The organism is Paenibacillus sp. FSL R7-0652 (genome assembly GCF_038595045.1).
Lineage (GTDB): Bacteria > Bacillota > Bacilli > Paenibacillales > Paenibacillaceae > Paenibacillus.
Genome location: NZ_CP152001.1, coordinates 255,317 through 281,078 on the forward strand (window position 1 = coordinate 255,317; position 25,762 = coordinate 281,078).

Annotated in this window: 24 protein-coding genes; 19 read left to right on the forward strand and 5 right to left on the reverse strand. The window is 45.3% G+C overall.

The genetic code is table 11. The features are described 5' to 3' along the window. Positions 1–32: 32 nt before the first annotated feature. The 6 genes from MKY97_RS01190 (at position 33) to MKY97_RS01215 (ending at position 5,440) form a co-directional block, all read left to right on the forward strand. Entirely contained in the window at positions 33–740 is a 708-nt protein-coding gene (locus MKY97_RS01190) for a PspA/IM30 family protein (protein WP_342553757.1), read from the forward strand. 30 nt (positions 741–770) lie between these two features. Beyond that, the gene (locus tag MKY97_RS01195; RefSeq protein ID WP_342553758.1) at positions 771–1,802 is read left to right on the forward strand and encodes a TFIIB-type zinc ribbon-containing protein; all 1,032 of its coding nucleotides are present in this window, start codon (positions 771–773) and stop codon (positions 1,800–1,802) included. After that, positions 1,799–2,599, forward strand: coding sequence for a TPM domain-containing protein (locus MKY97_RS01200; RefSeq protein WP_342553759.1), 801 nt, complete (start codon positions 1,799–1,801; stop codon positions 2,597–2,599). The genes MKY97_RS01195 and MKY97_RS01200 overlap by 4 nt, the downstream gene beginning before the upstream one ends. Before the next feature lie 92 nt (positions 2,600–2,691). Then, on the forward strand, positions 2,692–3,714 hold the full coding sequence (locus MKY97_RS01205; RefSeq protein WP_342553760.1) for an SPFH domain-containing protein: 1,023 nt from the start codon (positions 2,692–2,694) through the stop codon (positions 3,712–3,714). Between the two features lie 361 nt (positions 3,715–4,075). Further along, the gene (locus MKY97_RS01210; protein WP_090924289.1) at positions 4,076–4,303 is read left to right on the forward strand and encodes a DUF896 domain-containing protein; all 228 of its coding nucleotides are present in this window, start codon (positions 4,076–4,078) and stop codon (positions 4,301–4,303) included. Positions 4,304–4,480: 177 nt separating this feature from the next. Continuing rightward, positions 4,481–5,440, forward strand: coding sequence for a ring-cleaving dioxygenase (locus MKY97_RS01215; protein ID WP_342553761.1), 960 nt, complete (start codon positions 4,481–4,483; stop codon positions 5,438–5,440). A gap of 347 nt (positions 5,441–5,787) precedes the next feature. On the opposite strand, the gene MKY97_RS01220 is transcribed toward MKY97_RS01215, so the two are convergent. Continuing rightward, positions 5,788–6,339, reverse strand: a complete 552-nt coding sequence (locus MKY97_RS01220) for a winged helix-turn-helix domain-containing protein (protein ID WP_342553762.1) — start codon at positions 6,337–6,339, stop codon at positions 5,788–5,790. A gap of 226 nt (positions 6,340–6,565) precedes the next feature. Here MKY97_RS01220 and MKY97_RS01225 point away from each other — a divergent pair, with 226 nt between their 5' ends. The 7 genes from MKY97_RS01225 to MKY97_RS01255 all read left to right on the forward strand — a co-directional run bounded on the left by MKY97_RS01225 (position 6,566) and on the right by MKY97_RS01255 (position 14,911). After that, a complete protein-coding gene (locus MKY97_RS01225) occupies positions 6,566–7,780 on the forward strand; it encodes an MFS transporter (RefSeq protein WP_342556191.1) in 1,215 nt (404 codons plus the stop codon). A gap of 392 nt (positions 7,781–8,172) precedes the next feature. Next, entirely contained in the window at positions 8,173–8,424 is a 252-nt protein-coding gene (locus tag MKY97_RS01230; RefSeq protein WP_342553763.1) for a hypothetical protein, read from the forward strand. A gap of 143 nt (positions 8,425–8,567) precedes the next feature. Next, on the forward strand, positions 8,568–9,656 hold the full coding sequence (locus MKY97_RS01235; RefSeq protein ID WP_342553764.1) for a low temperature requirement protein A: 1,089 nt from the start codon (positions 8,568–8,570) through the stop codon (positions 9,654–9,656). A gap of 298 nt (positions 9,657–9,954) precedes the next feature. After that, complete coding sequence (locus MKY97_RS01240; protein ID WP_342553765.1) at positions 9,955–12,738, forward strand: glycoside hydrolase family 3 C-terminal domain-containing protein; 2,784 nt, start codon at positions 9,955–9,957, stop codon at positions 12,736–12,738. 257 nt (positions 12,739–12,995) lie between these two features. Then, a complete protein-coding gene (locus MKY97_RS01245; protein ID WP_342553766.1) occupies positions 12,996–13,187 on the forward strand; it encodes a hypothetical protein in 192 nt (63 codons plus the stop codon). A gap of 408 nt (positions 13,188–13,595) precedes the next feature. Further along, positions 13,596–13,769 carry a hypothetical protein gene (locus MKY97_RS01250; protein WP_342553767.1) on the forward strand — a complete coding sequence of 58 codons (174 nt, stop codon included), beginning with the start codon at positions 13,596–13,598 and terminating at the stop codon, positions 13,767–13,769. Positions 13,770–14,473: 704 nt separating this feature from the next. Next, positions 14,474–14,911 (forward strand): DUF5301 domain-containing protein, encoded by a 438-nt coding sequence (locus MKY97_RS01255; protein WP_342553768.1) that lies wholly within the window; start codon positions 14,474–14,476, stop codon positions 14,909–14,911. A 39-nt stretch (positions 14,912–14,950) separates the two neighbouring features. Here the strand turns inward: MKY97_RS01255 and MKY97_RS01260 are convergent, their stop codons facing one another. The 4 genes from MKY97_RS01260 to MKY97_RS01275 form a co-directional block, all read right to left on the reverse strand. Beyond that, on the reverse strand, positions 14,951–15,391 hold the full coding sequence (locus MKY97_RS01260; RefSeq protein WP_342553769.1) for a hypothetical protein: 441 nt from the start codon (positions 15,389–15,391) through the stop codon (positions 14,951–14,953). Positions 15,392–15,588: 197 nt separating this feature from the next. After that, positions 15,589–15,840: a hypothetical protein gene (locus MKY97_RS01265; protein ID WP_342553770.1), complete on the reverse strand. Its 252-nt coding sequence runs from the start codon at positions 15,838–15,840 to the stop codon at positions 15,589–15,591. Between the two features lie 11 nt (positions 15,841–15,851). Continuing rightward, a complete protein-coding gene (locus MKY97_RS01270; RefSeq protein ID WP_342553771.1) occupies positions 15,852–16,073 on the reverse strand; it encodes a hypothetical protein in 222 nt (73 codons plus the stop codon). After that, positions 16,025–16,366, reverse strand: coding sequence for a sigma factor-like helix-turn-helix DNA-binding protein (locus MKY97_RS01275; RefSeq protein ID WP_342553772.1), 342 nt, complete (start codon positions 16,364–16,366; stop codon positions 16,025–16,027). Before MKY97_RS01275 ends, MKY97_RS01270 begins: the two co-directional genes overlap by 49 nt. A 1,345-nt stretch (positions 16,367–17,711) precedes the next feature. Here MKY97_RS01275 and MKY97_RS01280 point away from each other — a divergent pair. The 6 genes from MKY97_RS01280 to MKY97_RS01305 all read left to right on the forward strand — a co-directional run bounded on the left by MKY97_RS01280 (position 17,712) and on the right by MKY97_RS01305 (position 25,444). Further along, a complete protein-coding gene (locus MKY97_RS01280) occupies positions 17,712–18,725 on the forward strand; it encodes a sialidase family protein (RefSeq protein ID WP_342553773.1) in 1,014 nt (337 codons plus the stop codon). An 80-nt stretch (positions 18,726–18,805) separates the two neighbouring features. After that, a complete protein-coding gene (locus MKY97_RS01285) occupies positions 18,806–19,708 on the forward strand; it encodes a copper homeostasis protein CutC (protein WP_342553774.1) in 903 nt (300 codons plus the stop codon). Between the two features lie 137 nt (positions 19,709–19,845). Then, complete coding sequence (locus MKY97_RS01290) at positions 19,846–21,324, forward strand: alpha-L-fucosidase (RefSeq protein WP_342553775.1); 1,479 nt, start codon at positions 19,846–19,848, stop codon at positions 21,322–21,324. 1 nt (position 21,325) lies between these two features. Continuing rightward, positions 21,326–23,134 carry a beta-galactosidase gene (locus MKY97_RS01295; RefSeq protein ID WP_342553776.1) on the forward strand — a complete coding sequence of 603 codons (1,809 nt, stop codon included), beginning with the start codon at positions 21,326–21,328 and terminating at the stop codon, positions 23,132–23,134. Positions 23,135–23,243: 109 nt separating this feature from the next. Beyond that, positions 23,244–24,110: a sugar phosphate isomerase/epimerase gene (locus tag MKY97_RS01300; protein WP_342556192.1), complete on the forward strand. Its 867-nt coding sequence runs from the start codon at positions 23,244–23,246 to the stop codon at positions 24,108–24,110. A 275-nt stretch (positions 24,111–24,385) separates the two neighbouring features. Further along, positions 24,386–25,444 carry a Gfo/Idh/MocA family oxidoreductase gene (locus tag MKY97_RS01305; RefSeq protein WP_342553777.1) on the forward strand — a complete coding sequence of 353 codons (1,059 nt, stop codon included), beginning with the start codon at positions 24,386–24,388 and terminating at the stop codon, positions 25,442–25,444. Positions 25,445–25,762 lie beyond the last annotated feature (318 nt).

The window sequence follows — 25,762 nt, forward strand, 5'->3', positions numbered from 1 at the left end:
GTCATATGAACATACCCGAAGGAGGAACAACGATGGGAATCTTATCGAGGTTTAGAGACGTGATGAAAGCTAACGTGAATCATATGCTTAGCCGGCCGGGCGACCCGGAGAAAACGGTGAATGAGTATATGCGCAACCTGAACAGTGACTTGGGACAGGTGAAAGCAGAGACAGCAGCGGTGCTGTCGGATGAAAATCGGGCGAAGCGGGCACTGGATGAGTGCCAAGCTGAGGTGAATAAGCTGCAGCGCTACGCGGAGAAATCAGCAGAGTCAGGCGATGCAGATAAGGCACGCAGTTTTTTGGAGAAAAAAGTGAAGCTGACGGGCAAACGTAATGAACTGCAGGCGGCTTATGACCGTGCTTCTGCCAAAGCGCAGATGATGAAACATATGAACGACAAGCTCGTCGCAGATCTGGGGCAGTTGGAGGCCAGACATGCGGAGCTGAAAGGGCGCATGGCCAGCGCGAAGGCACAGCAGCAGTCCAATGAACGTAATGCGTCTGCTGGTCGTGCTGAATCCGCCTTTAAAGCGATGGAAGATCAAGCAAATCAGGCACTGAACGAAGCCGAAGCCCTGGCAGAGCTTCGCGCAGGCACGCAGGAAGACGATCTGGATGAACTTATTGCACAACTGGAGCGGGATATGAACGCAGATGCGGGTAATAGGGAGAAGGAGAATCATGCTCCAAGTGCGGATGAGGAACTGGCGGCAATCCAGGAGAAGCTGCGGAAGTAAAACATCCAATTTAGACACGGAGGTGAACAAATGCCGGTATTAGAGTATAAATGTCCAAACTGCGGCAGCGGAATGATCTTTGACAGTGTCTCTGGTGCGTTATCCTGTCCAAGCTGCGGGCGTCAGGACAACATCGAGCAGCTGCCCGATCCCTTGAAGAAACAGGTGTTCACCGAGGGTGAAGTGAAAGAGTACCACTGTACCAGCTGCGGAGCTGACATCGTAACCGAACCGGAGACAAGTGCAACGACATGCAGTTTCTGCGGCGCGGCGGTGGTTCTTAGTGATCGGCTTACGGGCAGTCTGGCCCCGGCGATGGTGATTCCTTTTTCCATCAACAAAGAGCAGGCGAAACAGGCTTTCAAAAAGTGGTGCAGGAACGGTCTGCTGACGCCAGGCGGCTTCATGACCGCAGATCGCATCCAGAGCATTACCGGCATCTACGTGCCGTTCTGGCTGTATGATCTACATAACCGAATTGAAGTGCACGCCCAAGGAACCAAAGTACGGTCCTATACTCAAGGTGACTACCATTATACGGAGACACAGCATTTTGATATCTACCGTAAAATTCGGTTGGAATATGTGAATCTGCCCATCGATGCCTCGGAGAAAATGAACGACGAACTGATGGATAAACTGGAGCCGTTTCCTTACAATGAGTTAAAATTGTTCAAAACTCCGTATCTGGCGGGATATATTGCGGAAAAATACAGCTATACCGAAGATGAGCTTTTCCCACGGGCCAAGGATAAAACAAGGTCCTACATTGATTCCTACATTGCTTCTACCGTATCGGGATATACCAGTGTGAGCTACACCAATAAAGATATCGATACTACGCTCAAGAATGCAGAATATGTGCTGTTACCGGTATGGATGGTCAACTATGATTACAACCGCAAACAGTACACCTTCGCCATGAATGGACAGACGGGGAAAGTTGTCGGCAAACCGCCGATTAGTAAAGCTAAAGTGGCCGGATGGTTCACAGGGGTATCTGCCGTTTCGCTGCTGTCACTGAAACTGGTATCCTGGATGATGGGAGGGGGATTCCTGTGAGCAAAAAAAGACCCTTAGTTACGATGGCTGTGCTAATTGTACTTCTAGTCACTATGCTCGCTCCGATCTTCCCGATGTCACCGGCATCCGCAGCGGAGAATAAAAATCTCATCTTTGATGAGGCCAATCTGCTAAGCGAGCAGGACCGCAATGAGCTGAATGCACTGGCAAACCAGTATTCGGCGGAACGGCAGACGGACTTGATTATCTATACTACTAATAACGAGGAACAGAAAAGTGATGAGCTGCTTACCGAGGAATTCTATGATAACCGGGCACCAGGGTATGATAAACCTCATGGAAATGTAGTCATGCTAACAATGGATATGTATCATCGTAAAGTATACGCAGCGGGTTTCTATAAAGGTGAAGAGTACGTCGATAACAGCAGGGTAGATAAAATTACGGCCAAAATTGCTCCAGATCTGTCAGACGGCAATTATCGGATGGCTTTTGAAAAGTTTTTGAATCTGTCTTACGAGTATTTGGATCTCAAACCCGGGGTGAACCCGGACAATATTCTGTTTAAGACATGGTTTCAGCTTGCTGCATCCCTGGCCATTGGCGGTATTGTTGTTGGTGTCATGATGTATCGTTCGGGTGGGCGTGTGACGGTAAATCGAGCAACCTATGAGGATTCGGAGAATTCGCATGTAATTGATCGTCAGGATCGATATATCCGCACAACGGTCACGAAGACCAAAATCGAGAAGAATAACAATAACGGCGGAGGCGGCGGTGGTGGAGGTACAACCGCAGGCGGGCATTCACACAGCGGCAGCAGCCGATCTTTCTAAATACATTCATAGAAGTATAACAAGCATGAATCGGTTATAGCGTAAAGTTGAGGAGACCTCACAGGTTTACTATAGAAGGGATGGGATCGAGCATGGGATTTTTCAGAAATCAGTTTTCCAACGTGGTGGAATGGGAAGAATTCAGAGATGATATGATCTTCTGGAAGTGGAGTAACCGGGAGATCAAGAAGGGCAGTAAGCTGATTATTCGAGCGGGGCAGGATGCTATCTTTCTGAATAACGGCAAAGTGGAAGGTATTTTTGAAGATGAAGGTTCGTTTAATATCGATTCGGAGATCATTCCGTTTCTGTCTACGCTGAAAGGGTTCAAGTTCGGATTCAACAGCGGTATGCGTGTAGAGGTACTGTTTGTAAACACCAAAGAGTTCACCGTACGCTGGGGCACGCAAAGCCCAGTATTGATCCCGACACCGCAGCTTCCGGGCGGTATGCCGATTCGGGCGAACGGAACGTTTAACTTTAAAGTGAGTGACTATGTTACCCTGATCGATAAAATCGCAGGCATCAAACAGAGTTATCTGGTGGAGGATGTCAAAATCCGTATCACGTCTGTGCTGGATCAGCTGCTGATGAAGTGGATCAGCCGTGAAGGAAAGGATATGTTTAACCTGCAGGCGAATGCTTCTGATATTGCGCGCGGTATTCAGGAGGATCTGGATATGCAGATGATGGATATCGGGATCAGCATTACCGGCTTCCAGGTGATGAGCTTCAACTATCCGAAGGAAATTCAGGATATGATCACCAAAACGGCTTCCCACGAGATGATCGGCAATCTGCAGAAGTACCAGCAGGTGAGCATGACGGACGGCATCTCCTCTGGTAAAGTACAGGGCGGCGGGGCGGCTTCGGATATGGCGGGCATGATGATGGGCATGAACATGGCGAATGAAATGCTGAAGAACATGAACCCGAATCAAAATCAGAACAACCAGAACTCAAATTATCAAAACCAAGGCCAGCAGCAGAGCAGCAGTGAAGGTGCATCTCAATCATCTAATGCTGATGGCAAAAAGCCGAACTTCTGCCCGAACTGCGGTGCCAAAAATGAAGGAGCCAACTTCTGTTCGAACTGCGGACAAAAGCTTGCATAATGGAATACTGCCAATTAGAAAGTGAGCTGCTGTCGAAGTAGTCTGTCTGAATCGTTGGTTTAATACGTTAGACTATATCGAGCACGGCGTTGATTGGATCAAGAAGTTAGGGGATTAGTTCTGCAGGAGATAAACAGCCTGTGGGGCTGATCCCTTTTGTCTCAGCGTTATGGAGCTGAACGGAGTAGGGCGTAACGGAGGATTTATTTTTTTAAATTAAACAAAGTGTTGACAATGAATTCGAAATCAATTATCTTTATATTAAGATATTTAATTTGAATGTAAGTGACCGCAGCTTCAATACAAGAATATACTCAAATAAATATCTCAATTTCAATATAGAGGAGGAGAGATCCAGATGATGATCCCAACATTGACACGAATTAATGAACTCGCAAGAAAAGCGAAAGCGGGTGGATTGACGGAGATGGAGCAGGCAGAACAGACTCGCCTTCGCCAGGAGTATTTGCAGACTTTCCGTGGTTCGGTCAACGACATTTTGCTGAATGCCACCATCTACGATCCAAACGGCGATGACGTAACTCCCGATAAGTTGAAACAAGAACAGGCTTCCAGACAGAATCCATAGGGTATGCGCGGAAGAGGCATCAAACAAATTCCTGATTGCTAGACTAATCATACCACTGTACCACTAGTGCGGGTTTCAATTCCGATCCAGCACTAGTGCAGCAGGTTATATATCTTAATTTAAAGATAATTAAAATGAAAATATATACGAATTTTTCAAACCAAGGAGGAAATAATCATGAACATTCAAACAACAGGTATTCACCACATTACTGCTTTTGCTGGAGATCCGCAGGCTAACGTCGACTTCTACGCTGGAGTTCTGGGGCTCCGTCTGGTGAAAAAAACAGTTAACTTTGATGCACCGGATGTATACCATCTGTACTTTGGAGATGAACACGGCAGCCCGGGAACGATCATTACTTTCTTCCCGGCAGCAGGCTCGCCACGGGGGCAGATTGGCGGCGGTCAAGTCGGCATCACCTCGTATGTCATTCCACCAGGCTCCATAAACTTCTGGCAGAATCGTCTGGAAAGCTTTAATATCGACGTAACCAGAACCCAACGTTTTGATGAAGAACTGCTGCAGTTTGAAGACAGCGAAGGCCTCCGTTTGGAGCTTGTGGAGCGGGAGGAAGGTGCTGCGAATACATGGGTACAGGAAGGGATTCCGGCTGAGCATGCGATCAAAGGGTTTGGCGGCGCGGTACTGTTCAGTGTAAATCCGCAGCGTACGATGGATGCACTTGAGCGTATTCTCGGTTTTGTGAAAGTGGGCGAAAATGGAGAGTTTGCCCGCTTCCGTTCCATCGGAGACATTGGCAACATCGTGGATGTGCCGGTCAACCGCGTACCGCTGGGTATGGGCGGCGCAGGAACTGTGCACCATATCGCATGGCGCGCAGTCGATGATGCACAGCATGCACAGTGGAGTGAAGCCGTGCGTGATTACGGATACCAGCCAACTCCGGTGCGGGATCGTCAGTATTTTAACGCGATTTACTTCAGAGAAGCTGGCGGCATCCTGTTTGAAATCGCAACGGATCCTCCGGGTTTTGCGCGGGACGAACCAGCCGAATCGCTTGGACAGAAACTGATGCTGCCGGAATGGTTTGAACCTTACCGGACTCAGATTGAAGGCAATCTGCAGCCAATTCAGGTGAGAACACGGATACCTGCATCAGCCGTTACCGAATAATACCAGGAGAGACAGAGTAAGCAGAAGGTTTAATTTATTCAGAGTGAGGTCAGGAGATATGTGACTGCTTAAGTGATAATCGCACAGTATCTGAAAGGTGAATTAAATCCACTTTTAAGAGTTTTTTATAATTGAGAAAGAAATACTGGGAGGGATTTATGGGGGCGACGGTATTTTTGTATAAGTGAAAATGCTTAAAATGTCCCCATCAACTGTTTTATGAGCCTTGAGATCATTCAGGAATTCAGTTTTTTTCAGTTACGACAGTATTAAATAATATGAGTTAAACGAAAAAACATAAAGTAAGCCTTAACGGCTTCGGTTTATGTTTTTTTGTTTAGAAATAATTAAATTTCTCTTTTATATGTTAGGAATAGGTATTCAAATTCTTCGTTAGGTTCCTCATGCTGATCTTCCTCTATTTCATCATAAATGTTATTTAAAATCTGACGTATATTATCATTCACAGCTTTCCATTGTTTCTTAGTCAGAGATAATGAAGTAACAGTAACCTCGACATTGGAACTTTCTTTTGAAGCTTCTCTTTTAAACTCTTTATTTAATACTGAAAACCCTTTTGTATATATTTCATTAATTTTTTGGCTTAATAAGATGGCACTATCTTTAGCTAATGTCCCATCAAATGTTAAATTCACACTTTTTTCTGTATTTGATAGGTAATAATTTTGAGTAAGGTTATTTAAATTTTCACTTCTGGAGATTTTAATCAAGTCTAAATCCTTCAACTGCTTTACATGATAGTACAATCGTGAAGGTTCCTCTTCCAAAGATTCCGCAATTTGTTTAATTGTTTTTTCCTCGGAACTAATAGATGCTAAAATTTTCTGTTTGGTTTTATCTAAAAGAGCTTTGGCTAGCTTCTCGTGGTCATACACCATAGAAGAAACCTCCTAAATTTAATTTTATTTCTAAAATCAATCATGTGCTGTTAAGAAAGATTAAGTTTCATTTTACAGCATACAGGAGAAGAGTGTATTTCTCAATTTACTTAAGCTGCTTGCAAATAAATATTGACAGTTATTCCCTAGATAATTTAAATTGTTTTTATCGGTAAAAATAATTTAAATGGAGTGGTGACTTATCAAAAAGGATTTTTGGTACCTAATTTCCGGAAGGTTATTCAGTAATATTGGGGATAGTCTATACTCTGTTGCGGCCATGTGGCTAATATTTGAACTCACTGGAAACAGCATCTTTACGGGACTAGCAGGTTTTTTAACCATGATCCCATCAGGACTGCAGTTTTTGATTGGCCCATATATTGATAAAGCAAATTTGAAGAAAGTACTAATCTCTACCCAAATTATCCAATTTATTTTAATTATATCTATTCCTATTTTTCACCATTATCATTTTTTAAGTGTATACACATTACTTTTTATTATGTTTGCTGCCTCCTCTTCAAGTGCCTTTGCATATCCAGCCCAAATGTCCCTTCTTCCCAAGATCGTTAATAAAAATAACCTAACAAGAGCTAACTCACTTATGGCACTTGCTTATCAAGGTACAGATATTTTATTCATGGCTGTATCCGGAGTTTTAATTACAATTGCTGCGACACATGTTGTTTTATTTTATAATTCGTTTTTATTCCTAGTCACCTCTTTGTTATTTACAATGATCAAATTCAAGCAGCTAACTAAAGATGAAAGTCAGAAATCAGATACGAATTTATCAGTTGTGTTAAAAAACTATGTTGATGAATTAGTCGAAGGTTTGAGATACATTAAAAATTCTTTAATTCCTCAAATATTAATTGGGTCTATCATTGCAAACTTTCTTATAGGAGCGTTTGTCGTGAGTCTGCCGAGTTATTCCCAAGAGCGTGGTGGTGTAGAGTTTTATGGGTATTATTTAGCTGCTTTTTCAGCTGGTTCGCTGATCGGATCATTATTAGCAACGATACTAAAGAATATTAAGATTGGAAAAATAACAATCATTGGGTTTATGTTTGGGGGAATTGCATGGATATCTTCCGGGTTTGTATCTAATCCTATTATATCTGTTGTTCTACTTGGTTTAGCTTCAATTATTCTGGGGATAACGAATATCATTTTTATGAGTTTAATTCAGAATTCTGTTGATGAATATATTTTAGGTAGAGTGATCTCGTTAATTATTAGTCTAACAGTAATTGCTACACCTTTAGGAAATCTAGCCGGCGGATTGGTTTCTGAATGGTTTGGAAGTATGTATGCCTTTATGGGAGCAGGGATTGGTTTGGTTTATGTTTCTCTGTACTGGTTATTGAACAGAAATTTAAGGAAATTGTCTACGGCAGAAGACTCCGTTCATATGGTGAGAAGGTTAAAAAATTAAAAAAAATTAGTATTAAAAAAATTTTTACGAAATAAGTATTTCTCAATTCGTTAATTATAGGTTCAGACGGTAAGATATATAAATGCACAGTTGCTTTTAATAATGAAGATAATCACGTAGGGAATTTGAAGGAGGACGGGTACTTAGAAATTTTTGAAGATGTTGTGGGTTACAGGAGGTGCGAACGAAGACTCAATTGTACCAAATGTTATTTTAGACCCTCATGCCAAAGAAATGCTTGTCCCCTTGAGAGGATAGAGAAGAATAGAACACCATGCCCACCAGTCAAGAAAAGTATTAAGAGATATATCAATCTCATTCGTGAGGAGGAAATGTATGTATAAAAAGAAGTTATTAGTTGGTGTAACCGGTTCAGTAGGTGCCGCTAATGATTGTTATCGCTTGCTGTTTTAAATTATAATGGTCCTATCTTCCTTACTCCGAATATGAATCCCCAAATGTGGAATTCATCCGCAGTTCAGCGAAATGTTAAACAATTAAAAGAAGATGGTGCTCATTTTTTAAATGTTGCTACTCATTCTATAGAAGCTTCTAGTGGTAATATAACATTTTCAGAAGCCTCGTTACCACAACCTCAAGACTTGATTGATTCGTTAAATAAAATATATCAAGTTTCTAAATGAAGAAAATTACTGTCCAGCAAATTATAAATTTTTATACTCAGGTATCCGGGGGAACCGCTGCTCTGGAGGCGTTGTCATCGGAGTGTACTTGTAAATACCTTTGTTTCAACTAATTGAGACTAGACCCAAAGGAGCATTAAGGGATGATGGAGAAAAAGGTCACCTGGCTGGAGCTGTTCTACGATTTGCTTTTCGTCGCGGCAGTATCCAAAGCGGGCCATGTCTTGTTACATGCCGAGCACGGCGTCATTACATTTGAATATTTATTAAAGTTCGTGTTAATTTTCATCCCGGTATGGTGGGCATGGGTCGGTCAGACCTTATTCATTAACCGTTATGGTCAGGACATTCTGAGCCATCGGATTTTCCTCATCCTTCAACTGCTGTCCGTTCTCATTATGACGGCAAGTCTTTCTACTCATTTTGACGAACACTATCTCTCCTTCTTCATAGGTTACATCGGTTCCAGAGCGTTTACCGCCATTCAGTACCTGACGATCCACAAGTCGAAAAGCGAGCATCAGCAGCAGGCGGCCCGTTTCTTGGGCTTCTCGTTTATCATTGGCATCATGATCTCATCGGGTTCGCTGTTCTTTGATTCGTGGGTGCGTTACGTGATTTTGTATGCGGGGATTGCCGTTGATATTATTCTGCCTCTGCTGGGCCGTAAAAATCTAGTGAAAGTGCCTGTACAGACACATCATCTGCTGGAACGTTTTGCTCTTTTTACGCTCATTCTGCTCGGTGAATCCGTTGTGAGCATCATCGCGGTGCTGTCAGCCGATCAATGGGACCTGAAATCCATTCTTTTCACGGTATTTACGTCTTTGTTTGTCATCGCCATGTGGTGGCAGTACTTCGATAACGTGGAGAAAAAGGTGAGCAAAGAGATGCAGACCGCCGGGCAGGCCATCATCTACGGGCATCTATTTATCTACATCTCCCTGAGTATGATCGCCGCATCAATTCAACTGCTGTACCAGAATCTGCTGAACTATGAGTTTATGCTTGCGTTTGTATTTGGCTCGGTACTGCTGTATTTCTTGTCGACAACCTTGGTATTTCATCGCTACAGACATCCGCATCTTCGCCTTCGTCCAACTCATATGCTGGTCATGTTGGGGCTGTTAGCGCTCTTTGTAGTAGTGGACCTGATCTATCGTGTTCCTGGATATGTGATTATGGGTGAGGACATGCTGTTCTTTCTGGTGTATGCGAAGCTGACGACCTGACCTGTATGTATATAAAAGAAGCGAGAGCTGCGAACAGCCCCTGTTCGCAGCTTTTATTTTTGTTATAAGAACATAAATATTTCTCATATATTTTCATGCTTGCAATCTGTTAAGATGGGAGTAGGTACAAGTAAATCTGCCATATCCATGAAGTTAGTTCTATTTTTTAAATGAGCTTAGGCGGGGAAAGAGCGATAATAAGGTTATTTTGCCATCGTAGTGAATTGGGGTACGATCTAATCTTGTTTATAAATAGCCGTTTCACAGATATGGAGATGACATTCAGGAGGGAAATCACTTGAGTACAAATCAAATTGGTGTTCCATTGGAAGGGTTTGCAGAATTTAGCCGTACGGTAGCTGCCGAAGGAGCGGTTTTGCTTAAAAATGAAGGACAGATACTTCCACTTCGCGATTCCGAAAACGTTTCAGTTTTTGGACGAATCCAAGTGAATTATTATCGCAGCGGCACAGGTTCAGGCGGAAGCGTTCATGTCGCGTATACAACGAATCTGCTGGACGGACTGCGCAGTAAAAAGAACATTACCGTTAATGAAGAACTGGCAGCGGTTTATGAGAGATGGATCGAGGAAAATCCGTTTGACGATGGTGGAAAAGTCTGGGCAGCCGAGCCGTGGAATCAGAAGGAAATGCCGCTCACAGACGAGCTGGTCGCTCAAGCCAGAAGTAAATCCAGCAAAGCGATCATTGTCATTGGACGCACTGCAGGGGAAGACCAGGATAATGCAGACGCACCGGGAAGTTATCGTTTGACAGACGATGAGAAGGCAATGCTGAAGCATGTGACAAACCATTTTGAGCATACAATTGTGGTACTCAACGTCTCCAATATTATGGATATGAGCTGGCTGAACGAAACGGTTCTACATCCGATTCAAGGCGTGATTTACTCTTGGCACGGAGGCATGGAAGGCGGTAACGCGATTGCGGATGTACTGGCTGGAGACGTGACACCAAGCGGTAAACTGACGGATACGATTGCGTATTCCATCGAAGATTATCCTTCTACAAGCAACTATGGAAATGAGTTCAAGAACCTGTATCAGGAAGATATTTATGTGGGTTATCGCTTTTTCGAAACGTTTCGACCTGAAAAAGTGCAATTTGAGTTCGGTTATGGCTTGTCATACACGACCTTTGCCACACAAATCGAGGAAGCTCGTACGGTGATCAACAATGGGGAAACTTCTATTGAGGTTCGCGTGAACGTGACTAACTCCGGTACAACCTATGCGGGTAAAGAAGTGGTTCAGGTTTATTATGAAGCACCGCAGGGAGAATTGGGACAACCGGTGAAAGCATTGGCGGCTTTTGGCAAAACAGGACTGCTGCAGCCCGGCGATTCCGAGCTGCTGACGATCCGTTTCTCGGTAAATCGCATGGCTTCATATGATGATGCGGGTGTAACCGGATATGCTTCTGCGTACGTGCTTGAAGCGGGAACATACCGTCTGCATGTGGGTACGAGCGTGAAGCAGGTAGAGCATGTTGGCATCGATGGCCAAGATGGCTACGTTGTGGATACGGTTCAACTGGTGGAGCAGCTGCAGGAAGCGATGGCGCCAACAGAAGATTTTACGCGTATGAAACCGGGCATTCGCAAGGCAGATGGATCATATGAGCTGACTTATGCAGCTGTGCCAAAGCGCAAAGTGTCTATCGCAGACCGCATTACCCAGAATTTGCCGCAAACGTTGGAGCAAACGGGCAACCAGGGATATAAACTGAGTGACGTGAAGGCGGGTAAAGTCAGTCTGGAAGCTTTTGTGGCTCAGCTAAGCGATCAGGATCTGGCAGCACTTGTACGCGGCGAAGGCATGAGCAGTCCGCTGGTGACTTCGGGAACCGCATCGGCTTTTGGCGGTGTGAGTGACAGCCTGTTTAACTATGGCATTCCGGTGGCCTGTACGGCAGACGGCCCATCCGGTATCCGGATGGATAGTGGGGAGAAGGCGACACAAGTATCCATTGGTACACTGCTGGCAGCAACGTGGAACGCAGACTTGGTGGAAGAACTGTATGTGATGGAAGGACAAGAGCTGCTGCGCAATCAGGTGGACACTCTGCTCGGACCTGGACTCAATATCCGCCGCAGTCCGCTGAATGGTCGTAACTTCGAGTACTTCTCTGAAGATCCGCTGATCTCGGGTGTATTTGCCGCAGCCTGTACAAAAGGTATCATGAAGGGCGGCTCTAATGCCACACTGAAACACTTTGCCTGCAATAACCAGGAGAAACACCGCAGCAAAGTGGATGCCGTTGTATCCGAACGCGCGCTGCGTGAAATTTATCTGAAAGGGTTCGAGATTGCAGTCAAAGAGGGTGGAGCGAACTCCATCATGACTTCTTACAATCCGATTAACGGACACTGGGCTGCATCCAACTACGATCTGAACACAACGATTTTGCGTGGAGAGTGGAACTTCGACGGCATTGTAATGACCGACTGGTGGGCCATTATGAACGATGTGGTAGAAGGCGGAGAAGCCGATCGCAAGTTCACGAACTGGATGGTTCGTGCTCAGAATGACCTCTACATGGTTGTGCCAAACTATGGCGCAGAGATCAACGGCTGGGACGACAACACGATTGAATCGCTCGAAAATGGAACCTTGACCCGCGGCGAGCTGCAGCGCTCCGCGATCAACATCTGCAAATTCATCATGAATGCGCCGGTATCCTCACGCAAGCATGAGATTGTAGAGAACGTGGCTTCGTTCCAAGCGAACGCGTCCCTTTCTGCAGCAGACGCTCAGTCGCTGACTGCGAATGCACAGGTAAAACCTGCGGCAGCTGAGCCTGTATATATGAAAGTGGATGAAGCAGGCCAGTACCGGATTATTGTGCAGATCATGTCACCTGAGCCTGAACTGGCGCAAAGTGCATGTAATGTGCTGCTCAATGATCAGCTGGCTACGACGATTCAAACAAACGGCACAGAGGGCAAATGGATCAGACAGAAGCTGGTGAAAGTGCAGCTGGAAGCTGGGCTGTATGAACTCAAGCTGGACTTTACTAAACCAGGGTTGCAGATCGATTGGATTGAATTCAAGCAGGTATAGGTTAGGTTTAACGGTATACGCGCGACACAAAAGGTGACCTGTAAATGGATTGGCACATGCATGCACTAGGGTCTCTTTCTAAGTAGAAGTGCAGCAATGCAGCGCTATAAACGGTGCAGCGTCAAAACCATTATAAGGATTCTAACAAAGGACACTGCATACGGTGTCCTTTTGTTGTCACCGGAGAAGCAGACTGTTATGATCGAGTTACGGGATCGTGGTCAAACAGAATAATGGGGTCAGGGGTGTGGCAAACGATGAAAAGATACAACTATTTAAGTCCGATTCTGCTGATTGTCGTTGCATTGATCGTGCGAGGGCTGGTGACCAATGTGTGTATGCTGTTTGGATTGTCGCAAGAGGTGTCCAGCAATATAGCGATGCTTGCCATGATTGTTGTGGCTTTGATTATGTTCAACCGAATGACGAAAGCCCGGCGTAACAAGTAGATCGGTGTGGTCTCCAATGGGACAAATAGGTAGAAAAGAGCAACTTGAAAGCCCTTTATTTATATTATTTTATAAAAAGGTTTATGAATATGAATGGAACAGGTCTACAGACAACCGGGACATGTTAAAAGACGATGTAGAGATTCTTCTGCCTCGTCTTTTTTGCGTCATGTATGAGAATTTCCTTGTTCGATTGACAATAGCCAGATCACGAAATAAAAATAATTTTAGCTTTAGGAAATCACCTTCTGGAAACAGGAGTATATCCCAATCTATAAAGCTGCTTGCAAAGAAATACGGTGCGCTTTGGATTCTACTGGCGGGAGTCCATCGGATTGAAACCCAGTTCTCTACGTTAGATCCTATGATTTCATCCGTGGGAGCTAAAGGTCATATGCAGTTTCTGCCTTGTACCAGTACAACCACAGTCAAGCATATATCTCCAAAGCCATGAAATGCGCCACGCTTTATGTAACGGAAGGATACGATACAATTACGGTTCCACAGCCGGGTACAGCAGGATTCAGTCGTCTGGTCAGCGGCCAGGTTACATCCGGCTTTGGCCCCGTAACCATCTGGTGAAAGGTGAAGTAGGCAAACAGTGTCTAAGGGCGGTAAGGTTATAATGGCCGGTTGGCAAGATCCGAGTAACCCAAGCAAAGAGGTTACGGCCAGTATGTGCGTGTGGATCATGGGGGCGGGTATGTGACTTGATAAATATAAAGGTATCCCCTACAACCGTAACCCATTCACCTTCCTGCCATTGATGATGATCTCAACATGTAGATGATTTCTGGTGCTAGTACCGGTTGATCGACATCCCCTGATTACATTCCGCAGAACTTGATCCTATCACTAATCGAAGATAACTGGGCCTAGGTGGTCAAGTCTATAGCGACACCTTCTATAAAATCCGTCTAACTGATGTCTGTAATTTCTTTATTTCCTGGTCTAAACAAATTTTCTATTTTAGTGGTGGTTTAGGTTGATGGTGCTATCAATTTGTTGGATTGTTTGGTTTTTCACTCTTGTAAGAGTGCCATCTTCAGTTGATTTTGCACATGCAGAGAGAAGTAAAGATCCTAAAGATAAAATACCGCGAGTTGAGTTCGCATTAAATAAATCCTCCTTGTTTGTTCAGTCATTTCACGAAGAGAAATACCAGTAAAGAATTATCAGGACTATTTTCGCGTACTGTAACGTCTTAGAATAGTTCAATAATAATATATATTACGAAATGGATGAATGTTACAATAAGTGAAAAAGATAATAAAAGGAGATTTAATATGAATAAACGTAATTACTATATTTTTGCACTCATTATTATACTCTTAGCTGTTGGGACATGGTTCTTTACAACAAATTCAACAAAATCATTAGCAGACGATGTTTTTAAAGATATTAAATCAGATACTGTAAGCTCAATAGAAATCGAAAAGGATAATAAAGAAAAAGTTACTATAACAGACAAAGTTGAAATAGAAAAAATATTGAACAGTCTATCATCGATCGAAGTGAAGAAAAACTCCAATAATTCTAAAGAATTTAATGAAGTTTATACGATCTTTGTATTTGTAAATGAAGACAGAAGACTTGGAATGTTTTTATATGATGATAAGTATATCGATATTTATGACTATAAAGCGTCTCCGAAAAAGAATTCATCGATGGACTATAAAATTTCGAATAACTTTGATTTGAAGGTTATTCAGGATTATTTTTAATAAAAAAGAAGCGCTTTTCAGCGCTTCTTTAGTTTTATTTTAGTAAGGCATCCAAGGTCCACCTTTTTTGTGGACACGTTGGATTGCTCCTCTACCTGTTACAAATCGAATGCGTTGAGTTTCGTATTCAATGAAGGGGAGCTTCACCTCAATGATATCAAAACCAGAATTATCGTCAAACCAGTCTGCCAAATCCCCCATCTTAAAGTGGCCCTCTTTAACCATAAGGTCTAAAGTTTGTTTTTCGCTTGGAGTCGATGCTAGTAATGCCTGAGCCAAAGCTCCCGCTAGACCACCAGGCGTGGATACTAGGAAGATCGTTGCTAAAATTCCAGTTACATTTGCCAAATCAGCAATAAGCTGCGCTTTATCTGGCTTAGAAATACCGCTGTTGTAAATAACTCGTTGAGCTTTCATCATGTCTAGCACATCTTTTTTGTTTAGCGTTACAGTTGCTGCATATTCTTTTGTAAATGCCATAATTAAAATCTCCTTTAATATTCTTTTTTTGAGAGTTGCGCGCGCTTAACTTGCTCTCATATATAAGGGAACTTTAAAGAAGCATTTAACAACTAACTAGTTTATTTTTTTATTGATAGGCCGACCACCCTTGTTATGAAACAGGGCACTGCGTGCGGTGACATAAAAAAAGGAAGCATATTTATATATGCTTCTTTTTAATCACTCTTTTTATTCTTTTTTTCTATTTCACCAGCAGTTTCGATGTTCCTTTTAGAAATGGCGTCTTCTTTTAAAGTTTCCGCTACTAAGTTAATCGATTTATTGAGTTGAACAAGGCGTTGATCTAACGTATCCAATCTCTTAATAAAATCACCTAATAATGTTCTTAAGAGTATGATAGCCACTAGAATAGGAAATCCCACAGTCCCAATTAAAGATCCAATAGTGTCTAATGAAATGTCTTCCATTATATCACCTCCTATTCTGTTTCTTCATTAAGAACAAACTCTAAAAATTCTAATACAATTTCTGATTCTGCTTCTTCATCAGGAAGATAAATGAATTTACTTAGTCGTTTGATATCTTTTCTAAATAGTTCAATAAGTTGTACTATTGCTTCAGAATCGCGTTCCTTAGCATTCCTGAGTAAGCTCAAAAATTTGCTGTCTGAGATAACGTCTTTAACATCTTGTTTTTCCATCTGTTCACCGCCTGTTGACTTATTCCTAGCTCATGAGCAACATCTGCTTCGGTATATCCCTCTAAGTAAATTTTCTGCAATATAATTCTTCCTTTTTTAGGTATTGTTCCTAACAGTTGACACAAAGTCACTTTATCGATTACATTACTGGCAAAATTTTTTTGAGGAAATACTTCATCAGCTAAACCAAATTCCTTCTTTTTAAGTTTTTTAGCACGATATTGGATTCTCCATCCAATGCGATAAATCTCTGTTTTATAACGTTCATATACAGTTTCGGAATGACTTTCCATGTCGACACATCCTTTCTTCTTGGAAATACAGTTATTCACTATGTAGGGAATTTTAAGGGTGTTAATTACTACTTAATAAGAACGTTTGTTCTTATTAAGTATATCATTTTTTTGTATATTATTCTTCTATATATTAATAATTGTAGGTTTCTTATTAAAGGACAGTGCAGTTGGCACTTATAAATACTTGGTACAAGGGCCTGGAGTTATTACAACAATTTGGTGTGCCGCAGCCGTTCATGAGCGGCCAGGCGCGTACCTGCAGCATCGCTAGCTGTAAGTTGAGCGCAAGTACGGCGCTGCTCTCTCTGATCGGGACAAGAAATGAGCGAGCAACTTCAATTGTCTGTACTTAAACAGTTTTTTGGGGAGACTCATTAAATCAATAATCCAAATGCTTAGGTGGAACTTGTCCGCTTGGAATATTTTTTATTTGGACGAAGTGTAACTGGTTTGGAAGTTAGGAAAAGAAGCCGAAAAAATAACGGGCTGATGCTAGCCGCGCTTATGGCGCGCAAGAGCGGTCAACTAAGAGCCCGCAGCGGGATCACATGGCCCGATAACTTTGGTGCCTAATCGGGGGTTAAAACACCCGACTAAAGCGCTCTACGTTCCTGTGCCGCTTTACACCCTACACGGAGGCAAGGTCAATACTCAGGCATCATCTGAGGGAAGTGCATAAGGCATGGCAGGATCATGAATGCTCTTCGTTCCTAAGCTGTGCCATCGATCTGTGAACTGGAAGCAGGGAAGGGCGAAAGAGAAACTTTTGTACTGATGCCTTGACCCCTGTCATTGCTCTAGTTCACGAGTATACGTAAAAAGGGGATTTTGGGGACGGCAGCCATGCGGCAGACAACACCCCAAAAATCCCTTTTCGACAACCTGAATTTAAAGGGAGGAAGCATGAAAAGCAAATACATTAACGATTAGAAGGTTTCGACTTGGAAGAATTGCAGGAACACTGGGGGGTTCAGAAACTGTAGATGAAAAGGAAATTCTACCAGCGATGCGCTGGCATGTTGCGAGGAATTGGGGGGCCAGGGAGGCTAAGCTATTAATGAGGAAGTCCTAAAATATGATTATTGACGTTCACAACCTAACGTTTTAGACTAAACTAAAGATATAATTTAATAACAATTTAAAATAACAAAAATAACAAGAAATTAACGCAGAGGAAAAGATAAAAACCGCAAAAGTAATAGAATAATGGCAGATGGCAAAAGAATTAAATCAATAAAACCAATAGAAGCACGAAGAGCATTGAAACCGTTAAAACCAAGACCAGATCAAATGGATTAACGATATTTACTGTTATTTGATTGATCTTACAGGAGGCTCACTCATGACGATTAAGGCTCACAAACAGTACGTTTTTCAGGAAGGGCAGCTTTTTCAGAGCAGTCACGGGTCTACGGTTGCTGTTTTGCCAAGTGGTGTTGTTGTGGTTGCCTGGTTCGCAGGTTCGTATGAAAAATCCAGCGACACCGCCATCTGGATGGCTGTTCAGGAGCAAGATGGCTCGTGGTCAACGCCGTGTAAAGCAGCGGATGAAGAAGGTATTGCCCATTGGAACCCGGTGCTGTATGCACATGGGGGTTCACTTGTACTCTTTTACAAGGTGGGACACGAAATTACAGACTGGCATACGCGCATCATGCGCTCGGAGGATGGCGGGCAGACATGGACGGAGGCTCGTGAATTGGTTCCCGGTGATGTGGGTGGCCGTGGTCCGGTGCGCAATAAACCTTTACGGCTAACGGATGGAACCATTTTGGCTCCATCTTCTATTGAGCGAATGGATATGGAGAATCCGGGCAAGCAGGTGTGGGCAGCTTTTGTTGATATTTCAACCGATGGGGGCAAGACATGGACCAAAAGTAAACCTGTGCCGATGAACCTGCCTGTTTATGTGGGGGCAAATCATTGGATTGCGAAAGGGCTGATTCAGCCTGCTCTATGGACCCCAAATGCGGATGATGTACATATGCTGCTTCGCAGTACAGAGGGCAAGATCTATCGCAGCGACTCGGCGGATCGCGGCAGGACGTGGTGTGAAGCTTACCCGACAGAACTACCAAACAACAATAGCGGAATTGATGTCACACGGCTGGAGAGTGGCTTGCTTGCAATTGTTTACAATCCCGTGAGCGGATATGCGACAGAGAGTCCCCGGACACCACTGGTGGTTGCTTTTTCGAATGACAATGGTGCGAGCTGGGGAGATGAATTTGTACTCGAAGATGAGCCGGGCGAGTATTCTTATCCTTCCGTCGTATCTCAGGGGCAGAACCTTTACATCACGTATACATGGAAAAGAGACCGAATTGCGTTCTGGAAACTGAACGTTCACACATGAATAAAGCAAGGACCGCAGAAACGCTGATCAGGCGTTTATTCGGTCCTTGCTGTCGTGGTTACTTGTGAGGAGGTGTTCCTATGAATAGGCAGGTCATTAAAAGACAACCGACTTTGGAAGTCATAGCGGTGGACGCGGTAGATGCCCAAGCGGCTGAGCAGGGGGGAGCCGATCGGATCGAGCTGGTATCGGCAATGTCCGAAGGTGGTCTTACGCCAAGCTATGGGCAGATTGAACAAGTCGTATCCAAGGTATCGATTCCGGTGTATGTCATGATAAGGCCTCATAGCCGCTCGTTCTGCTATAGCGCTGACGATCTTCAGGCGATGATCCAAGACATACGTGTGGCGCGGGAGCTTGGTGCCGCAGGCATCGTGATTGGAGCTCTCACCGATGAGGGAGAAGTAGATCACTCCTTTTTACAAACTTGTCTGTTAAGCGCTCAGGGATTGGGAGTTACGTTTCATCGCGCCTTCGATTCGAGTGCACATGTGGTGAGATCACTGGAGAGCATTGGTAGCATCAATGGAGGGATTGAGGGTAAGGGTAGGCTTGAGTATGAGAGGGAGATGAAGAGCAAGAGCAATAGTGAAAGTAAGGACAGGAGCAGCAGCGAGAATAACAGCAAGGACAAGAGTGCATGTGAGAGTAATAGCAAGGGTGAGAGCAAGAGTGCATGTGTGAGTAAGAGCGAGGAGAGTGTCGTTGAGCGCGTGCTTACATCGGGAGGCAAGCCTACTGCCCCTGAAGGTTTGCTCGAACTACAGCAGCTGCAGGAGATGGGACAGACATTAAATATATCCGTTATGGCGGGTTCAGGTGTCACGATTGAGGAGATTCCAACCCTCGTGAGCCGAACGGGGATCACCGAGATTCATATGGGATCAGGTGTGCGGCGTGGAGGGAGTTTTGATCATCCTGTAGATGCTCAGCTTGTCGCTCAGGCCAAAGCAGCGTTGATTCGCGCAGCACAAGAGCTGTAGTAGCAATAATAATGGTCATTGTGTGTACTTGATGTAACCAACACAGCGGCGGCTATAAAAGTGGATGAATAGCTGGAACAAAAGTGATAAAAGCAATAAAAGCAGAATGCACTTTTCATATAAGGGAGTGGGAAGCCATGAACTCAAAGCTTTCACCAGCACAAGCGGATTGGATTAAAACCGCGGCACAAATCAGTCCATCCGAGCGCCAAATGAGATGGCAGGAGATGGAGTTTTATGCATTTATCCATTTTACCGTGAACACATTTACAGATCGGGAGTGGGGGACGGGTGAGGAAGACCCGGCGATCTTTATCCCTACTGAACTACATGCAGGGCAATGGGTGCAGGCATGTAAAGACGCAGGCATGAAAGGGCTGATTTTGACATGCAAGCATCATGACGGATTCTGTCTGTGGCCCAGCCGTTATACAGATCATACGGTTGCAGCAAGTCCATGGCGGGATGGTTCTGGTGATCTGGTTCGAGAAGTTGCGGATGCCTGTCGTGATGCCGGGTTGAAATTCGGGGTGTATCTCTCTCCCTGGGATCGTCATGAAGCATGTTATGGGGATTCGGAGCGGTATAATGCCTTTTTTCTTCATCAACTGCGCGAACTGCTGACGAACTATGGTGACATCTTCTGTGTCTGGTTTGATGGGGCATGTGGCGAAGGGCCAAATGGGAAAAAACAGGTCTATGACTGGGACGCCTATTATGCGCTCATTCGTGAGCTTCAGCCGGAAGCGGTCATTTCGGTCTGCGGCCCGGACGTACGTTGGTGTGGTAATGAGGCGGGATATACGCGTGAATCGGAATGGAGCGTTGTACCGGCGCATATGCAGGATAATGAGAAGATTCAGGAGCAGTCCCAGCAGGTGGATGACGGAACGTTTGCGAGGAAGATCAATACACAGGACCGTGATCTGGGGAGCCGGGACGTCATTCGTGATTATGCTGATCAGCTGGTGTGGTATCCTGCCGAGGTGAACACTTCAATTCGTCCGGGTTGGTTCTATCATGCGAGTGAAGATGATCAGGTCAAAACGCTTGACGAGCTGCTCTCCGTTTATTACGGTGCCGTGGGCGGTAATGCCTGCTTTTTGCTGAATCTGCCACCAGATAAGCGCGGTCTGCTTCATGAAAAGGATGTGCAGCAAATGCGTGAGTTAGGTTCGGTGCTGCGTAAAACGTTCAGTGAAGACCTGGCGCATGGTGCACAGGCGGAGGCTTCGGAGACGATGGACGAAGCACATGGAGTTTCACAAGTTTTGAATTCAGGTGGAGAGTTGGAGCAAGCAGCCTATTGGTGCCCATGCGAAGGAACAGAGCAAGCGTGGATCGAATTGTTTTTGCCGGAAGAACAGACCTTTAACCGTGTGGTGCTGATGGAGCACATTCAATCGGGACAGCGGATCGAACGATTCATGCTGGAAGTATGCGGTGAGGATGGCCGGTGGCAGGACATCTATGCTGGAACGGTGGTTGGATATAAGCGAATTTGCTGTTTTCCAAAGGTGACTACACGCCGGGTTCGACTGAACATTCAGGAGTCCAGGTGGTTTCCGACGTTATCCCAATTCAGCTTGTTTTATAGTGAACGGGAGGGCGTGTGAGATGACGGTAATATCAGTTCAAGGGTCACAATTCATACTGGATGGAGAACCGATTCAAATCCTGTCGGGGGCCATTCATTATTTTCGAGTGGTGCCCGAGTATTGGGAAGATCGGCTGCTGAAGCTGAAGGCCTGCGGGTTCAACACGGTGGAGACCTACGTGCCATGGAATATGCATGAGCCGCGTCAAGGAGAGTATTGTTTTGAAGGCATGGCGGATGTGGAGAAGTTTGTGCGACTTGCTGGAGATTTAGGACTGCATGTGATCGTTCGTCCAAGTCCTTACATCTGTGCGGAGTGGGAATTTGGCGGATTGCCTTCCTGGCTGCTTGCGGATGACCATCTGCGGCTTCGTTGTACCGATTCGGCGTTTCTGGCACATGTGGATCGGTATTACGATGTACTTTTGCCCAGATTAAAACCCCTTCTAAGCACCTCTAACGGACCCATTATTGCACTGCAGATTGAAAATGAATACGGCAGCTTCGGGAACGATGCGAGTTATCTGCAATATTTGCGGGATGGCATGGTACGCCGGGGTATGGATGTACTGCTCTTTACATCGGATGGGCCAACGGATCATATGCTTCAGGCTGGCTCCGTAGCGGGGCACTTGGCGACGGTTAATTTTGGTTCTGGGACAGAGTGGGCGTTTGCCAAGCTGCGTGAATATCAAGCCGAGGAACCACTCATGTGTATGGAATTTTGGAATGGCTGGTTCGATCACTGGGGCGAGTCACATCATACCAGAGAAGCAGCAGATGTGGCGAAGGTGCTGGAGAAAATGCTGGAGGCGGGCGCGTCGGTGAACTTCTACATGTTCCATGGCGGTACGAATTTTGCATTTTATAATGGGGCGAACTGTCAGCAAAAGGATCAATATGAACCAACCATTACAAGTTATGACTATGACTCTCTGCTTAGCGAATCGGGTGAACCGACAGCAAAGTTTTATGCAGTAAGGGAGGTTCTCTCGCGGTATAGCCATTCTAAAAAACAGGATCATGGCTTTCAGCCGGGAGATTTGGTTTTACCAGAGCCTATGGGGACAGCAGCTTACGGCAGAGTGGAGATGGCGCAGCACGCTAGTTTGCTTCAGCAATTGGACGCACTGGCTGTTAAGATTCGACGTACAAATCCGGAGCCGATGGAGAAGCTGGGGCAGGATTACGGATTTATCAGCTATCAGACGCGGATATCCGGGCCGAGAGAACGACAGGAACTGGTTGTTCAGGAGGTACGTGATCGTGCGCTGGTGTTTGTAGATGGCTTGCTGCAGGGGGTGCTGGAACGTGGAAACGCTGAAGCAGCGATATCTTTTGAGGTACCCGCGGAAGGTGCAGAGCTGCTCATTCTCGTTGAGAATATGGGGCGAATCAATTATGGTCCGTACCTGAGAGATCCGAAGGGAATTACGGAGGGTGTGCGGCATGGATTTCAGTTTTTGTACGATTGGACGATTCATTGTTTGCCGATGACCGATCTTTCGGGTTTATCTTTTGCTGTGCTGCCTGAGCTTGAGAGTAGCGTAAGAACAGTAACAGAGGAGCCATTTTTTTATCGAGGAAGTCTTCATATGGAGGATGTGTTGGATATAAAAGATACTTTTCTTCGTCTGGACGGCTGGACAAAAGGGGTTGCATTTGTAAACGGATTCAATCTGGGGCGCTACTGGAATAAAGGCCCGCAGCAGACGTTATATGTCCCTGCGCCTCTTCTCCGTCAAGGAGAGAACGAGATTATCATATTTGAACTTCATGGAACGGCAGATGCTGCCGTTATGTTCGTAGATCAGCCGGATTTGGGCTAGAAAAGGAAAATCGGTGAGCCATGCGATTATTGGCAATTGCTCTATGGACTGTAACAAGGTATACGTTGGGTATGGACACCTATCACAGGAGAGAGGGAGGATGAGGAAGATGAAAGTTGGACTTAGTACGTACAGTTTGCAGCAGGCGTTGGATCGTAAGGAACTTACGGTGCCGGATGCCATTCGGTGGATTGCGGATCAGGGCGGGCAGCATGTGGAGATTGTGCCGATGGGCTTCAGTTTGATCGACAATCCGGCATTCATTGAAGAGATCAAAGCCGCAGCTCAGGAGGTTGGCATCGACATCTCCAACTATGCCATTGGTGCGAACTTTGCGGTTCAGGAGAATGCCGAGGCTTTGGAAGAAGAAATTCAGAGCGTTATGCGCCATGTTGATGCGGCTGCTGCCTTGGGTGTGAAGCTGATGCGGCATGATGTGGCCTTCCGGCCTGCGCCGGAAGGAACGGTGGCACAGTTTGAAACCGACTTGCCCGTGCTTGTTAAAGCGTGTCAGCGAATTGCCGACTATGCCGCAGGCTTCGGGATTACAACGAGTGTGGAGAACCACGGGTATTATGTGCAATCAAGCGAGCGCATTCAGCGGCTGTTACATGAGACGGGGCGGGAAAATTTCAAGACCACGCTGGACATCGGTAATTTCCTCTGTGTGGATGAAGATCCGGTGAGTGCTGTGAAAAATAACATGAATCACGCGTCCATCGTTCACGCCAAAGACTTCTACTGGCGTCCTTCCACCCGGAATCCCGGCGAAGGCTGGTTCCAGACTTCCCATGGCAATTATCTGCGCGGAGCCATCGTGGGTCATGGCGATATCGACATGCTTGAGGTGTTCCGCGTGCTGAAACAGTCCGGGTATGACGGATATATCTCGGTTGAATTCGAAGGCATGGAGGATTGCCGAACCGCCTCGCGTATTGCTATGGATAACGTGCGCCGATTGTGGGAGGAGGCGTGACTAATGTGTCATTAAGTGCCATCCCGATATCCGGCGCCCCCACCTGCTTGTCGTCTTGCTTAGTGCTGTGAGGTGTATTGTAGTGGATCTTCTATAGGCTGGTTCAGTAAGAAAGTAGGCACTATGAAAGAAGACGCTGTTATCCGTTCGCTTTCAGATGAAATACATCAAAATGTGATCCTTAAGATTCGAGGGTCGTGTAACTTTTATTCTAAAATGGCTCTACTGAGCGGAACGGTATTTATTTTCATTTTTAACACTGGAGGGGTATTGAAATGTCCAAATTAAAAGTCGCTGTCATTGGCGCCGGTTCGATATCGGATTGTCACCTGCAGGCTTATGCCAGTAACCCGGAAGTAGAGATTTATGCAATCTGTGACCTAAACGAAACCCGTGCCGCCGATGTGGCGAAGCAGTATGGAGCAGCCCATGTGTTTACGGACTATAGAGAATTGCTCGCTCTGCCTGAAATTCATTCGGTCAGCATCTGCACTTGGAATGATTCGCACGCCGAAATCAGTATTGCGGCGCTGGATGCAGGCAAAAACGTGCTCTGTGAAAAACCGCTCTGCCAGACCGTTGAGGATGCATTAGAAGTAGAAAAGGCGGTTCATCGCAGCGGTAAGCTGCTGCAGGTGGGCTTTGTTCGCCGCTATAGTGACAATGCTCAGATTCTGAAAAAGTTCATCGAAAAAGGTGAGCTGGGAGAAATTTATTATGCCAAAGCTTCCAGTCTGCGCCGTCTTGGCAATCCGGGAGGATGGTTTGCGGATAAAAGCCGCTCCGGCGGCGGCCCGTTAATTGATATCGGCGTACATGTCATCGACATTTGCTGGTATCTGATGGGTAGACCGAAGGTGAAATCCGTTTCCGCTAACGTCTCCAATCATCTCGGCAACCGGGCTAACATTCGCAATCTTTCGTTCTATAAGGCAGCCGATTACGATGCAGAGCAGAACACCGTGGAAGATATGGCGAATGCATTGATCCGTTTTGAAAATGGAGCAAGCCTGCTGGTTGATGTCAGCTTCACTCTCCATGCCAAAGCTGATGAAACAGCAGTTAAGCTGTACGGCGACAAAGGCGGAGCCGAACTGGAGCCGGAAATTTCAATTGTTGGCGAGAAGTTCGATACCATTCTGAACATGACACCGCAGGTCGATTTTAAATCTTTTGACTTCATGGGCTCATTCCGTAATGAAATCAACCACTTTATCGACAGCGCGCAGGGCCGAAAAGAAACCCTCAGCCCCGTCGAGGACGGCGTAGAAGTCATGAAAATGCTGTGCGCCATCTACGAATCGGCACGCGAGGGCAAGGAAATCACGTTGTAAAAGTTTATTTACACGTGAACGGAGTGGCCCAGTGTAAATTTCACCAGTGATCTTAAGTCATTTGTTCTACTCAAACGGAGGGATAAGCAACCCGACGTACCCAAGTTGCCCCATAGACGAGGTGAAACCGTCTTAGGGCGTTGTAAAAACATCCATTTACACGAAAACGGAGAGGTCAGAAATAAGCCGAAGAAGCGAAGCGTGCGCCTTTATCCCCGGATTTCCCCATAGGGAAATCATTCGAAGAAATCCGGGGGTAACAGCGCTCGGAGGATTGTTCTGACCGCGTAGTGCCTCAGTGTAAATTTCACCAGTGAT